The sequence below is a fragment of the Corynebacterium sphenisci DSM 44792 genome, from assembly GCF_001941505.1.
GTDB classification, from domain to species: Bacteria; Actinomycetota; Actinomycetes; order Mycobacteriales; family Mycobacteriaceae; genus Corynebacterium; species Corynebacterium sphenisci.
Window position 1 is genome coordinate 2,433,929 of record NZ_CP009248.1, and the last position, 13,212, is coordinate 2,447,140.

The 13,212-nt window shown below is 75.6% G+C and carries 11 protein-coding genes and 1 tRNA gene; 6 read left to right on the top strand and 6 right to left on the bottom strand.

All coding sequences use genetic code 11. The features are described 5' to 3' along the window. Window positions 1-57: 57 nt before the first annotated feature. Entirely contained in the window at window positions 58-1,431 is a 1,374-nt protein-coding gene (locus CSPHI_RS11090; protein ID WP_075693305.1) for a YibE/F family protein, read from the top strand. Here the strand turns inward: CSPHI_RS11090 and CSPHI_RS11095 are convergent. The 6 genes from CSPHI_RS11095 to dcd all read right to left on the bottom strand — a co-directional run bounded on the left by CSPHI_RS11095 (window position 1,412) and on the right by dcd (window position 6,583). Then, the gene (locus tag CSPHI_RS11095; RefSeq protein WP_075693307.1) at window positions 1,412-2,731 is read right to left on the bottom strand and encodes a UDP-glucose dehydrogenase family protein; all 1,320 of its coding nucleotides are present in this window, start codon (window positions 2,729-2,731) and stop codon (window positions 1,412-1,414) included. The two genes, CSPHI_RS11090 and CSPHI_RS11095, sit on opposite strands and share 20 nt — an antisense overlap. A 33-nt stretch (window positions 2,732-2,764) precedes the next feature. After that, a complete protein-coding gene (locus tag CSPHI_RS11100; RefSeq protein ID WP_075693309.1) occupies window positions 2,765-3,721 on the bottom strand; it encodes an ABC transporter substrate-binding protein in 957 nt (318 codons plus the stop codon). Further along, a complete protein-coding gene (locus CSPHI_RS11105) occupies window positions 3,718-4,416 on the bottom strand; it encodes an ABC transporter permease (RefSeq protein WP_075693311.1) in 699 nt (232 codons plus the stop codon). The genes CSPHI_RS11100 and CSPHI_RS11105 overlap by 4 nt, the downstream gene beginning before the upstream one ends. 4 nt (window positions 4,417-4,420) lie before the next feature. After that, window positions 4,421-5,074: an ABC transporter permease gene (locus tag CSPHI_RS11110; protein WP_075693312.1), complete on the bottom strand. Its 654-nt coding sequence runs from the start codon at window positions 5,072-5,074 to the stop codon at window positions 4,421-4,423. Next, window positions 5,071-5,889: an ABC transporter ATP-binding protein gene (locus CSPHI_RS11115; protein WP_075693314.1), complete on the bottom strand. Its 819-nt coding sequence runs from the start codon at window positions 5,887-5,889 to the stop codon at window positions 5,071-5,073. The genes CSPHI_RS11110 and CSPHI_RS11115 overlap by 4 nt, the downstream gene beginning before the upstream one ends. 118 nt (window positions 5,890-6,007) lie before the next feature. Beyond that, the gene (gene dcd, locus CSPHI_RS11120) at window positions 6,008-6,583 is read right to left on the bottom strand and encodes a dCTP deaminase (RefSeq protein ID WP_075693316.1); all 576 of its coding nucleotides are present in this window, start codon (window positions 6,581-6,583) and stop codon (window positions 6,008-6,010) included. A gap of 127 nt (window positions 6,584-6,710) precedes the next feature. Between dcd and CSPHI_RS11125 the strand changes: the two genes are divergently transcribed. From CSPHI_RS11125 to CSPHI_RS11145, 5 genes are all read left to right on the top strand, one after another. Further along, a tRNA-Gly gene (locus tag CSPHI_RS11125) sits at window positions 6,711-6,784 on the top strand. 240 nt (window positions 6,785-7,024) lie between these two features. Beyond that, complete coding sequence (locus CSPHI_RS11130; protein ID WP_075693318.1) at window positions 7,025-7,870, top strand: ATP-binding cassette domain-containing protein; 846 nt, start codon at window positions 7,025-7,027, stop codon at window positions 7,868-7,870. Then, complete coding sequence (locus CSPHI_RS11135) at window positions 7,867-9,999, top strand: YhgE/Pip domain-containing protein (RefSeq protein WP_075693320.1); 2,133 nt, start codon at window positions 7,867-7,869, stop codon at window positions 9,997-9,999. Before CSPHI_RS11130 ends, CSPHI_RS11135 begins: the two co-directional genes overlap by 4 nt. Before the next feature lie 179 nt (window positions 10,000-10,178). Next, window positions 10,179-11,114: a P-loop NTPase family protein gene (locus tag CSPHI_RS11140; protein ID WP_245803313.1), complete on the top strand. Its 936-nt coding sequence runs from the start codon at window positions 10,179-10,181 to the stop codon at window positions 11,112-11,114. A gap of 8 nt (window positions 11,115-11,122) precedes the next feature. Further along, window positions 11,123-13,201 (top strand): YhgE/Pip family protein, encoded by a 2,079-nt coding sequence (locus tag CSPHI_RS11145; protein ID WP_169840411.1) that lies wholly within the window; start codon window positions 11,123-11,125, stop codon window positions 13,199-13,201. Window positions 13,202-13,212: the final 11 nt, after the last annotated feature.

Here is a 13,212-nt window from a genome sequence, read left to right on the forward strand (position 1 = left end):
GTTTCCACCGGCCCGGCGGCGCGACGCCGCCCGGCCCCGATGAGGGAGGGCACTGCGATGGGCAGGCATTCTCATGGCGGCGCCGCCCCGGCGCCCGCCCCGGCGGCGGACCCCGCGGGCCCGCCGCGGCGGGTGCGCGCCTGGCGGCGGGCGCTGCTGGTGGCGCTGGCGCTGGCGGCGGCGGCGACCGTCGCCGGGCTGGTGCTGCTCTGGCCGCGCGGGGCGGCCCCGCCGGCGGAGCCCGGGTTCACCGGCTCCCAGAACATCTCCGCCGAGGCCGTCGCCGGCCGGGTGCTGCGCGTCGACCGCGGCCCCTGCGGCTCCCCGGACTCCGGGGCGGTCTTCGACGGGGACCCGGCGCCGGCGGCCGCGCCCGGCTTCCGCGCCGACCCGCGCCCGATGGCCCCGCCGCCCGGGGCCACCCCCGCCCCCGGGGTGGACCCGGTGCCCGCCCCGCCGGCGCCGGGGCAGGGCCTCGCCCCGCCGGAATGCGATGCGGCGGTGGTGGCGCTCACCGCCGGCCCGGACGCCGGCCGGCGCACGCTGCTGGAGACCTCCGGGCGGGCCGGGGACCCGGACCTGGCCGCCGGGGACGAGATCGTGCTGGCCCTCCAGCCCGGCCCGGGCGGCAACCGGTACGGCTTCCTGGACATCGCCCGCGGCCCGGCGATGTGGGCCTGGCTGGCCGCCACCGCGGCGGGCATCGTCCTGGTCGGCGCCTGGCGGGGGGTGCGCGCCGTGCTCGGCCTGGGCCTGACCCTGGCCGTGGTGGGGCTGTTCCTGGTGCCCGCGCTGCTGCGCGGCGGGCCCCCGGTGGCCCTGGCCACGGTCACCGGGGCGGCGGCGATGATCCCGGTGATGCTGCTGGTGCACGGGGTGAACTGGAAGACCGGGGCCGCCCTCGGCGGCACCCTGTTCTCGCTCAGCGCCGCCGCGGGCCTGGCGCACGCCGCCATCGCCACCGCCGACGTGCGCGGCCTGGCCGATGACTCGAACCTGCTGATCCAGCTGTACCTGCCCACGGTGAGCGTCACCGGGCTGCTGCTGGCCGGGTTCATCGTCGGCGCCCTCGGCGCCCTCAACGACGCCACCATCGCCCAGGCCTCCACGGTCACCGAGCTCGCCGAGGCGAACCCGGCGGCCGGGCCGTGGCGGCTCTTCGCCGCGGCGATGCGGGTGGGCCGGGACCACATCGCCTCCATGGTGTACACCCTGCTGCTGGCCTACGTCGGCGCCTCGCTGCCGATGACCCTGCTGCTGTCGGTGGCGGACCGGCCGCTGACCCAGGTGCTCACCTCCGACCTGGTCGCCACCGAGCTGCTGCGCTCCGTGGTCGGCGCCCTGGCGCTGACCCTGGCGGTGCCGGTGACCACCGCGATCGCCGCGCTCACGGCGCATGGCCGCCCGGGGGCTAGCGCCCCAGCCCGGTGACCTCCCAGCCGGCGGCCCGCCAGGCCGGCGCATCCAGGCAGTTGCGGGCGTCGAGCACCCGGCGCTCGGCGACCAGGGCGCCGACCGCGGCCGGGTCCAGCTCCCGGAACACCCGCCATTCGGTGGCCACCACCACCAGCTCCGCGCCGGCGACCGCCTCCCCGACGCTGTCCCGGTAGTCCAGGGTGGGGAACACCCGGCGGGCGTTGCCCATCGCCTCCGGGTCATGCACCCGCACCTCGGCACCGGCCAGGGCGAGCTGGCCGGCGATGGACAGCGCCGGGGAGTCGCGCACGTCATCGGAATCCGGTTTGAAGGCCGCGCCGAGCACCGCCACCCGCCGGCCCAGGGCCAGCCCCCCGAAGGCGGCCTTGACCATGCCGACGACCTTCTCCCGGCGGCGGATGTTGATCGCGTCGACCTCCCGCAGCAGCGCCAGCGCCTGGTCCGCGCCGAGCTCCCCGGCGCGGTGCATGAACGCCCGGATGTCCTTGGGCAGGCAGCCGCCGCCGAAGCCCAGCCCGGCGTGCAGGTAGCGCGCCCCGATCCGGGGGTCGTGGCCCAGCGCCCGGGAGAGCTCCACCACATCGGCCCCGGCGGCCTCGCAGACCTCGGCGACGGCGTTGATGAAGCTGACCTTGGTGGCCAGGAAGGCGTTCGCGGCGACCTTCACCAGCTCCGCGGTGGGCAGGTCCAGCACCAGCAGCGGGATGCCCGCCGCCAGCAGCGGGGCGTAGCACTCCCGGGCGGCGGCCTCCGCGGCGCCGCCGCGGTCCGGGTCCACGCCGAGCACCAGCCGGTCCGGGCGCAGCGTGTCCGCCACCGCCCGGCCCTCCCGGAGGAACTCCGGGTTCCAGCCCACCTCCACGGTCGCGCCGGCCGCGGCGAGCGCGTCGGCGCGGTCCTGCAGCCGGGCGGCGGTGCCCACCGGCACCGTGGACTTGCCGAGCAGCACATGCTCCCCGCGCAGCCGGGGCACCAGCTCCTCCACCACCGCGTCGACGTGGCGCACGTCCGCGGCATGGGAGCCCTTCACCTGGGGGGTGCCCACGGCGATGAAGTGCAGCCGGGCGAATTCGGCGGCCTCGGCGGGGTCGGTGCTGAAGCGCAGCCGCCCGGAGGCGACGTGCCGGCGCAGCAGCTCCGGCAGCCCCGGCTCGTGGAAGGGGGCCTCGCCCCCGGCCAGGGCGGCCACCCGGGCGGGGTCGACGTCGACGCCGAGCACCTCGTGCCCGGCCTCCGCCATCCCCGCCGCATGCGTCGCCCCCAGGTACCCGGTCCCGATCACGCTCATCCGCATGACCCGGATTATGGGGCCGCGGGCCCGCCCCCGCTACCCGAGGCCCGTCCCCGGGGCCGCGCCGTCCAGCCAGTCCCGGGCGATCCGGTCCGCCCCGGCCTTCTCCACCCCGGAGCTGCGCTGGTTCATCGCCACCAGATCCTCGGTGGTCAGCCGCGCGTTGACCCCGGCGAGCACCTCCCGGGCGGCCTCGTCCACCGCGGCGGCCCGGGCCACCGGGACCACGTTCTGCGGGGGGATCAGGCGCTCCGGGTCCGCCAGGGTGACCAGGTCCGCGGGCCGGCCGTCGGGGCCGGGGATGGGCGAGGTGGTGTAGATGTTCGCCAGGTCGATCGCCCCGTCGAGCAGGGCGCGCAGGGTCAGCGGGCCCCCGGAGTCGCCGTAGCCGACCAGTTCGACGCCCCCGGGGGCCACCCCGTAGACCCCGATCAGCCCGTCCGGGCCATAGGGCCGCTCCGCCAGCTCCGGGGGCGCGCCGATCCTCAGCGGCCCGGCGGCCTCCGCGGCGGCGGCGAGATCGGCGAGGCTGGTCAGGTCCAGCTCCTCGGCGGTGGCCCGGGTGACCCGGTAGGCGTCCTTGGACTCCGCCGGGGCGGCGTCCAGGGCGAGGAAGCCCCCGGGCAGCGCGGCGCGCAGGGCGGCGAGGATATCGGCCTCGTCGGCGCCGGCGGGCACCTCCCCGTAGTGGGCGAGCAGGTTGCCGGAGTACTCCGGGACCAGGTCGATGGCGCCCTCGGCGAGTGCCGCCAGGTACACCTCCCGGGAGCCGATCTGGGGGATGACGTGCACGTCCCGGCCGGAGTCGGCCAGGGCCAGCGCCCAGATCCGGGCGACGATCTCCGATTCCGGGAACATCGCCGAGCCGATCCGGATCTGCCCGGGTTTGCGGTTGGCCGGGTTCGCCGGGTCGATCAGGCAGCCGGCCAGCCCGGTGGCGGCGGCCAGGCCGGCGCCGGCGAGGAAGCCGCGGCGGGTGATGCGGGCGTTCATCGGGGGTCCTCCTTCGGCTCGCGCCGGCTGCGCCGGCGGGCCCGGGTGGCGGCGGCGGCCACCGCCCGGTCCACGACCAGGGCGAGCACCGCGATGAGCAGCGCGGCGCCGAGCATCATCCCGTAGTCGCGCACCGCCAGCGCGTCCAGCAGGTACCGGCCCAGCCCGCCGAGGCCCACGTAGGCGGCGACGGTGGCGGTGGCGATGACCTGCAGCAGCGCCGAGCGCACCCCGCCGAGGATGACCGGCAGGCCCAGCGGGAACTCCACGTCGAGCACCACCTGCCGGGTGGAGTGGCCCACCGCGTAGGCGGCGTCGACGGTGTCCGCGCCGACGGACTCGAACCCGGAGTAGGTGCCGGCGAGCACCGGCGGCACCGCCATGAGCACCAGCACCGCGATCGCGGGGATGATCGGGGCGGTCGCCCCGCCGGGCAGGGTCAGCGCCAGGTAGGTGAGCAGGCCCAGGGTGGGCAGCGCGCGCAGCGCCCCGGTGAGCGCCACCGCCGTGGTCCGGCCCCGGCCGGTGTGCCCGATCCAGGTGCCCAGGGGGATGGCGATGGCGCAGGCCACCGCCATCGCCGCGGCGGTGTAGCCGAGGTGCTCGGCGATCCGCATGCCGATGCCGCCGGGCCCGGACCAGTTCGCCGGGTCGGTGAGCCAGGACCACGCCCCGGCCAGGATGGGCTCGGCCATGGCCTCAGGCCCCCTTCCCGGCGACGGCCCGCCAGGGCAGCAGCAGCCGGCCGACGGCGACGATGAGCAGGTCCGCGGCCACCGCGAGCACCACGGTGGCCAGCACCCCGGTGAGGATCTCGGTGGGGAAGGAGCGGTTGAACCCGTCGGTGAACAGGTAGCCCAGCCCGGGCACCCCGATGAGGGCGCCCACCGAGGTCAGCGAGATGGAGGAGGCGGAGACCACCCGCACCCCGGCGAGGATCACCGGCCCGGCCAGGGGCAGCTCCACGGCGAGCACCCGGCGGGCGGGCCCGTAGCCCACCGCGGTGGCCGCGTCCACCGCCGCCGCCGGGATGGCGCCGAAGGCGTCCGCGGTGGTGCGGGTGAGCAGCGCGGTGCCGTACACGGTGAGCGCCACCACCACGTTGAGCGGGGAGAGCACCGAGGTGCCCAGCACCGGGGGCAGCACCACGAACAGGGCCAGGGAGGGGATCGCGTAGAGCAGCCCGGCGGTGGTGACCACCGCCGGGCCGCCGCGCGGCATCCGGGTCGCGGCCCAGCCCAGGGGCACCGCGATGAGCAGGGAGGCCAGCACCGGGGGCAGCGCCAGGGCCAGGTGGTCGAGGGCCAGGCCGCCGATCAGCTCCCGGTTGGCGGGGATCCAGTCCAGCCTCATCGCGCGCCCCCGCCGCCCTCGGCGTCGTCGAGCATGCCGACCACCCGGCCGCCGCGGTCGACGACCCGGTCCCCGGCCACGGAGAGCCGGCGCCGGTCCACGCCGATGAACCGGGCCACGAAATCGTCGGCGGGGCGCTCCACGAAATCCGCGGGCGCCCCGACCTGGGCGATCCGGCCCCGGTCGCCGAGCAGCACCACCCGGTCGCCCAGCCCCAGGGCCTCGTCGATGTCGTGGGTGACGAAGACGATGGTGCGGCCCAGGTCCCGGTGCAGCCGGCGCACCTCCTCCTGCAGATCCCGGCGCACGATCGGGTCCACCGCGGCGAAGGGCTCGTCCATGAGCAGCACCCCGGATTCGGCGGCCAGCGCCCGGGCCACCCCGACCCGCTGCTGCTGGCCCCCGGACAGCTGCGCCGGGTAGCGGCCGGCGACCGCGTCGACGTCCAGGCCGACCAGCTCGATGAGCTCCCGGGCGCGGGCGCGGGCGGCCTCCCGGCCGGCGCCGGTGAGCAGGGGCACCGTGGCGACGTTGTCCACCACGGTGCGGTGCGGCAGCAGCCCGCCGTTCTGCATGACGTAGCCGATGCCGCGGCGCAGCCGCACCGGATCCTGCTCGGCGACGTCGCGGCCGTCGATGAGCACCCGGCCGGAGGTGGGCTCCACCATCCGGTTGATCATGCGCAGCAGCGTGGTCTTGCCGGAGCCGGAGGAGCCGACGAGGACGGTGATCGCGGCCTCCTCGATGTCGAGCGAGAAGTCCTCCACGGCCACGGACTCGCCGTAGGTCTTGGCGACGGAGTCGAAGCGGATCACGGTGTACCCCCTGGGGCGGGTTCCCGGCAGCGCCGGTGAGCATCGTTTTCGGGGGTAAGGCTACAGGGTGGGGCCCGCGGGCAACCGCAATCGGGGGGCGCGGGGCGCCGCCGCCGGGCTAGTTCCGGAAGTTCAGGTACGCCTTCGAGGGGGTGGGCCCGCGCTGGCCCTGGTACTTCGAGCCCAGCGCCCCGGAGCCGTAGAGGGTCTCCGCCGGGGAGCTCAGCCGGAACAGCGCCAGCTGGCCGACCTTCATCCCCGGCCACAGCACGATCGGCAGATTGGCGACGTTGGACAGCTCCAGGGTGATGTGCCCGCTGAAGCCGGGGTCGATGAACCCGGCGGTGGAGTGGGTGAGCAGGCCCAGCCGGCCCAGGGAGGACTTGCCCTCCAGGCGGCCGGCGAGATGCGCGGGGATGTCGAAGCGCTCCAGGGTGGCGGCCAGCACGAACTCCCCGGGGTGCAGCACGAAGGCCTCGCCCTCGGGCACCTCGTGGGCGCTGGTGAGCTCCTCCTGGGGCTGGGCGGGGTCGATGTGGGTGTACCGGGAGTTGTTGAACACCCGGAAGAACCGGTCCAGGCGCACGTCGACGGAGGAGGGCTGGACCATCGAGGGGTCCAGGGGGTCGATGCCGAGGCGCTCGGCGCCCTCGGCGGCCAGGGCGGCGCGGATGTCGCGATCGGAGAGCAGCACGGCTCCACCTTAACCCCCGGGGCGGCCCGGGGGCCCCGTCCGGCCCCGTCCACCTGGAGCTTTGCCCGCGCCCGGGTGGACGGTGCTACATTAATGGCGCAGGGGGCGCCCGCCGCGCCCCCGGCGCGCCGATGTAGTTCAATGGTAGAACTCCTGCTTCCCAAGCAGGCAGCGCGGGTTCGATTCCCGTCATCGGCTCCACCGGCCCCGTCCGCGGCGTTCCGCGGACGGGGCCCGCGCATGTCCGCGCCCCTCCCCTGCCCCGCGCCCGGGCCGGCGCCGGGCGCCCCGGATTGGGATTGTTGGTGGCACCCGCGTATTTTCGGGATCGGGCCCAGGTCACGGCCGCCGCCGCACCCGGGTCACCGGCCCACCCAGACCGCGCCCGCGCCGCGCCGATGCCCGGCCGGGGCGCGGGAGACGACGACAGCGAGGACCCGCATGGACGCCACGCCCCGGCATGCCGCACCCGAGGCCTTCGACGACCGGCCCGACCCCGGCGCCCCCGACGCCCCCGCGGCGCATGACGCCCCGGAGGACCCGGAGGGCGCCGCGCCGGCGGTGACCGGCCGCGCCCTGGCCATGACCGGGGAGGAGGGCCCGGTCTACGGGCCGGTGGACGTCGACGTCCCCGGCACCGGGCTGACCATCCTCACCGGCCGGGGCGGCTCCGGGCGCACCGCCCTGGCGCTGACCCTCGCCGGGCGGATGCGCCCCGACTCCGGGGAGCTCACCGTGCTCGGCGAAACCGGCACCCGGGCGATCCGGCGCCGGGTGGCGATCGCCGGGGTGGAGCAGGTGGACCTGCTCGACCGGGACGTGCGGGTGCGCCATGTGCTCGCCGAGCACCGGGCGTGGACCTCCCGCTGGTGGCGGCGGGTGCCGGCCCCGGACGAGGACTACCTGGCGGAGCTGGCCGGGGAGACCTTCGGGCCGCGCTCGCTGCCCCCGCTGGACGCCTACGTCTCCCAGCTCACCGGCGCGGACCGGCATCTGCTGCGCATCGCGCTGGCCCTGCACCCCGCCGACGGGGCGGAGATCGGGCTGCTCGTGGTCGACGACCTGGAGCAGATCCACGAACCCGGGCAGCGCCTGGCGCTGCTCAGCCGGCTGCTCGGCATCGCCGAGCGGATCCCGGTGGCGGTGACCTCCGCGGTCGCCCCGCCGGAGGAGATCCTGCCGGCCATCCACGTCGCCGACCTGGAGATCACCGCCCGCCACCTCGACCCCGCGGAAACCGGCGTGGACCGCCGGCTGCTCGCCCGCCTGAAGGAGATCCGCCGATGATCGCGCTGCTGCACACCGGAACCGAGCTGCGTCGCTTCGGGAGGCTGCGGATGACCAAGGTGGCCATCGCGGCCATCTGCATCATGCCGATCCTGTACTCGACGCTGTACCTGTGGTCCTACTGGAACCCCTTCGGCAACCTGGCCAACCTGCCGGTGGCGCTGGTCAACTCCGACCGCGGCGCCGAGGTCGACGGCGAGCGGCTGGACGCGGGCGCGGAGGTCGCCGCGGGCCTGCGCGAGGACGGCTCGCTGCGCTGGGCGGAGGTGGATCACGCCGCGGCGATGCGCGGGGTGCACGACGGCACCTACTACTTCGCGGTGGAGCTGCCCGGGGACTTCTCCGAGGCGGTGGCCTCGCCGATGTCGGACAACCCCCGGCAGGCCACGCTCAACGCCGTGTACAACGACGCCAACGGCTACCTGTCCACGATCATCGGCGAGAACGCGATGCGCGAGGTGCTCAACGCGGTGGACTCCCGGATCGGCGCCGAGGCGGTGGACAAGCTGCTGGTCGGCATGGTGGACGCCGGGATGGGGCTGTCCCGGGCCGCCGAGGGCGCCGGGGAGCTCGACGAGGGCCTGGGGAAGCTGCACGAGGGCTCCGGGGAGCTGGTCGACGGGCTCACCCAGGCCAAGGACGGCACCGGCCGGCTGGCCGCCGGCACCGGGGAGCTGCGCTCCGGGGTGGGCGAGCTCGCCGACGGCACCTCCCGGCTGGTGGAGGGCACCGGGGAGCTCACCGCCGGCACCGGGCAACTCGCCGCGGCGGTGAACTCGAGGGCCGAGGGCATCGCGGCCCTGCAGTCGGGGGCGGATCGGCTCCGCGAGGGCACCGCGGAACTCGGCGCCGGGGCGGCGAGAATCGACTCCGGGGTGGGCGAGCTGAAGTCCACGGTGGATTCCGCGGCGGCGGCGCAGTCCATGGGCACCGCCGAGATCCGCCGGATCGCCGCCGGCCTGCGGCTGCTTCCGGATCCGGCCTCCCGGCGGGCGGCGGCGGATCTGGACGCCGCCGCGGATCGGCTCGACGCCCTCGGCGTGGGCCCGGCCTCGCCGCTGGTGGCCGGGGTGGACGCGCTGGCCGCGGGCACCGGGGAGCTCTCCCGGCAGCTCAACGACCCGGCCGCGGAGTACCGCGGCGGGATCGAGGCGCTGGCCGCCGGCACCGATCAGCTCGGCGAGCTGGTCGACGGGGTGAACCGGCTCGACGAGGGCGCGAACCGGCTGGCCGCCGGGGCGGCGGAGCTGGACGCCGGGGTGGGCCGGCTCTCCGCCGGGGCCGCGGAGCTGGACGAGGGGGCCACCCAGCTCGATGACGGGGCCACCCGGCTGCTCGACGGGGGCCGCCGGCTGGACGCGGGCCTGGGCACCGCGCGCGAGGGCGCCCATGAGCTGGCCACCGGCCTGGCCGAGGGCGCCGAGCAGGTGCCCTCCTGGTCCGAGGACGAGCGCCGCCGGGTGTCCACGGTGATGGGCGGGCCGGTGGACGTGTCCTCCACCAACGACGCCGGGGACAACTCCTTCGGCGGCGGGCTGGCGCCGTTCTTCTTCACCCTGGCGCTCTACATCGGCGGGATCATCGCCTTCCTGCTGCTGCGCCCGCTGCACCGGCGGGCGGTCAGCGCCGGGGTGCCGCCGCTGCGCGCGGCGATCGACGGGCTGGTCCCGGCGGCGGTGATCGGGATCGCGCAGACCCTGGTCATCTTCGGCACCACGATGCTGGTCACCCCGCTGCGGCCGGCGACGGTGGCGGGCCTGGCGCTGTTCGGGATCGTGGTCTCGGTGATGTTCATGGCGATCAACCAGATGTTCAACGTGGCGCTCGGCGCCGGGCCGGGCAAGGTCGCGGCGATGGCCTTCCTCATGATCCAGGTGGTCTCCTCCGGGGGCCTGTACCCGGTGGAGACCCAGCCGACGGCGCTGCAGTGGCTGCATCCGCTGATGCCGATGACCTACGCGGTGCAGGGTCTGCGTCAGGTGCTCTACGGCGACTACGACCCGCGGATGGCCGGGGCGGTGGTGGCCTGCCTGGCGGTGACCGCCGGGGCGGTGGCGCTCACCGCGCTGGCCGCCCGCCGGGATCGGGTGTGGACGATGCAACGCCTGCATCCCCCGATCGCGATGTAGCGGGTGCGGGCGGCGGGCGCCGGGATGATCGCGGGCATCCCGGCCTCCCCCGTCACTTGCGTACCATGGATCACACCCGTCACGGTGGTATCACGTTTTGGTCGGGTAATATCCCCTTCGCCGTGACCCGGCGCGCCCCACCGGGTGCGCCACGCGCATATCCCCGCTGGAGGATCCCCATGCCCGAGCACCCCGCCGACGAGGCGCCCCGCCACACCGCCGACGCCGCCGAGGCCCCGGCCGGCAACCCGCATCTGGCGGCCGAACCGGGGCGGCGGCGCCGCCGCGCCCCGGGGCCGCTGACCCGGCTGACCGGGCTGGGCCGCCGCCGCGGCGGCGACCGGGACGCGACCGGGCTGATGGACGGCACCCACGACGAGTACGCGGTGCTCGCCCGCGGCCTGGGCGTCACCGCCGCCGAGGGCCGGGTCTACGGGCCCATCGACGTCGCCGTGCCCGCCACCGGGGTGACCGTGCTCTCCGGGCGCGGCGGCTCCGGGCGCACCGCCCTGGCGCTGACCATCGCCGGCCGGATGCGGCCCACCGAGGGCCGGCTGATGGTGCTCGGCGAGACCGGCCGGGCCGCGATCCGGCGCCGGGTGGCCATCGCCGGGGTGGACCAGATCGACCTGCTGGACCGGGACCTCCGGGTCGGCCGGGTGCTCACCGAGCACCGCTACTGGTCGCAGCCGGTGTGGCGCTGGGCGCGCAGCGTCGACGAGGACTACCTCGCCGACCTCGCCGGGGAGCTCTACGGTTCCCGGACGCTGCCCCCGCTGGACGCCTACGTCTCCCAGCTGCCCGGGCTGGACCGGCATCTGCTGCGGATCGCGATGGCGCTCAACCCCGCCCACGGCGGGGAGATCGGCCTGCTCATCGTCGACGACCTGGAGCAGGTGCACGAGCTCGACGAGCGGATCATCCTGCTCACCCGGCTGGTCGAGCTCTCCCACCGGATCCCGGTGGTGATCAACGCGGTCAACCCGCTGCCGCACGCCCTGGTGCCGCCGCAGCGGCAGGTCCGCCTGGACACCGACGCCTCGCACATCACCCCCTTCGACTGGGGCATCGGGGACGCCGAACTCGACGAGATGGTCAAGGAGTACGCCGAATGATCCCCTCGATGAAGGCGGGCAACGAACTGCGCCGCTTCATGCGCTCGAAGATGGGCAAGGCCACCCTGGTGTCCATCACCCTGATGCCGCTGCTGTACTCGGCGCTGTACCTGTGGAGCTTCTGGAACCCCTTCGGCAACCTCGCCGATCTGCCGGTGGCCCTGGTCAACTCCGACCGCGGCGCGGTCGTCGACGGCCGGGCGATGAACGCCGGCGACGAGGTCGCCCGCGGCATGGTGGACAACGAGTCCCTGGACTGGCACCTGGTCTCCCGGCAGGACGCGATCGAGGGAGTGCGCGACGGCACCTACTACTTCTCCGTGGAACTGCCCGAGGACTTCTCCGAGGCGGTGACCTCCCCGGCCGGCGACGCCCCCCGGCAGGCCACCCTGCAGGCGGTGTACAACGACCGCAACGGCTACCTGTCCACCGTGATCGGGGAGAACGCGATGCGGGTGGTGCTCGCCACCGTGGGCGAGCGGATCGGCTCCCAGGCGGTGGACAAGCTGCTCGTCGGCATGCTCAACGCCGGGATGGGCGTGTCCATGGCCGCCGACGGCGCCGGGCAGCTCGCCGATGGCGCGGACCAGCTGCGCGATGGCCTGGGCGAGCTCTCCGACGGCTCCGGGCAGCTCGCCGACGGGCTCGCCCGCAACAAGGAGGGCACCACCGCCCTGGTCGACGGGGTCGGCCGGCTGCGCGAGGGCACCGGGCAACTCGCCGAGGGCACCGGGCAGCTGCGCGCCGAGGTCACCGCCGCCACCGGCTCCTTCGCCCAGCTGCAGGACGACGCCGCCGCGCTCACCGGCACCGTGGAGACCGCCGGGGCGGCGGCGAAGGCCGCCAATGACGGGATGCGCGGGGTGGCCTCCGGGGCGGAGGCCGCCGCCGGGGCGCAGGGCGCCTCCGCGGAGCGGATCCGGGCACTGGCCGACCAGCTGCGCGGGGTCAACGAACCCGCCGTGCAGAACGCGGTCGCCGAACTCGACCGCCTCGCCGACGGCTTCGCCGCGACCGGGATCGGCCCGGATTCGCCGCTGCTCGCCGAGATCCGGGATGCGGCGAAGACCACCGGGGAACTGGACTACCAGCTCAACGACCCGGCCAGCCCGCTGCAGGCCGGCCTCGGCGCGCTGGCCGGCAACTCCGATCAGATCGACCGGCTGGTCGACGGGGTGACCCGGCTCGACGAGGGCGCCACCCAGCTCGACGACGGCGCCGCGCAGCTCGCCGACGGCGCCCGGCGGCTCGACGATGGCGCCGCGCAGCTGCTCGACGGCGGCAACCGGCTCGACGAGGGCCTGGGCACCGCCAAGGACGGATCGGTGCGCCTGGCCGACGGGGCCCGGGAGCTGGCCACCCGGCTGCGCGACGGCGCCGAGCAGGTGCCGAAATGGGATCCGCTGCAGCGGCAGCAGCTCGCCAGCGTGATGGGCGGGCCGGTGGGCGTGCACGAGAACAACACCGCCGGGGACAACACCTTCGGCGCGGGCCTGGCCCCGCTGTTCTTCTCCATGGCGCTGCACGTCGGCGGCCTGGTCATCTTCCTGGTGCTGCGCCCCCTGCAGCAGCGCCAGATCGGCGCCGGGGTGAGCCCGCTGCGCGCCGCGGTGGACGGGTTCGTCCCCGGCGGGATCATCTCCTTCTGCCAGGCGCTGGCGGTGGTGTTCATCACCATGGCGGTCACCCCGCTGCGGCCCGCCTCGGTGCTCGCGGTGCTCGCCTTCGCGATCCTGGTGGCCCTGATGTACGGGGCGGTGAACCAGATGCTGCACGCCCTGCTCGGCCCCGGGCCCGGCCGGGTGACCTCGCTGTCCTTCCTCATGGTGCAGATGGTCTCCTCCGGGGGCATGTACCCGGTGGAGACCCAGCCGCAGCTGCTGTCCTGGATCCACCCCTTCATGCCGATGACCTACGCGGTGAGCGGCTTCCGGCAGGTGATGTACGGCACCTACGACGCCCGGCTGGGCATCTCCATCGCCGCGGTGCTCGCCGTCATCGCCGGCTCCCTGGCGATCACCGCGGTGGCCGCCGCCCGGGACCGCACCTGGACCATGTCCCGGCTGCACCCCCCGATCGACGTCTGACCCCGAGCACA

What these genes read in the sequence shown, in the direction of transcription:
- CSPHI_RS11090 (WP_075693305.1), top strand. Translation starts at nt 58, where the DNA reads ATGGGCAGGCATTCTCATGGCGGCGCCGCCCCGGCGCCCGCCCCGGCG.
- CSPHI_RS11095 (WP_075693307.1), bottom strand. Translation starts at nt 2,731, where the DNA reads ATGCGGATGAGCGTGATCGGGACCGGGTACCTGGGGGCGACGCATGCG.
- CSPHI_RS11100 (WP_075693309.1), bottom strand. Translation starts at nt 3,721, where the DNA reads ATGAACGCCCGCATCACCCGCCGCGGCTTCCTCGCCGGCGCCGGCCTG.
- CSPHI_RS11105 (WP_075693311.1), bottom strand. Translation starts at nt 4,416, where the DNA reads ATGGCCGAGCCCATCCTGGCCGGGGCGTGGTCCTGGCTCACCGACCCG.
- CSPHI_RS11110 (WP_075693312.1), bottom strand. Translation starts at nt 5,074, where the DNA reads ATGAGGCTGGACTGGATCCCCGCCAACCGGGAGCTGATCGGCGGCCTG.
- CSPHI_RS11130 (WP_075693318.1), top strand. Translation starts at nt 7,025, where the DNA reads ATGGACGCCACGCCCCGGCATGCCGCACCCGAGGCCTTCGACGACCGG.
- CSPHI_RS11135 (WP_075693320.1), top strand. Translation starts at nt 7,867, where the DNA reads ATGATCGCGCTGCTGCACACCGGAACCGAGCTGCGTCGCTTCGGGAGG.
- CSPHI_RS11140 (WP_245803313.1), top strand. Translation starts at nt 10,179, where the DNA reads ATGCCCGAGCACCCCGCCGACGAGGCGCCCCGCCACACCGCCGACGCC.
- CSPHI_RS11145 (WP_169840411.1), top strand. Translation starts at nt 11,123, where the DNA reads ATGAAGGCGGGCAACGAACTGCGCCGCTTCATGCGCTCGAAGATGGGC.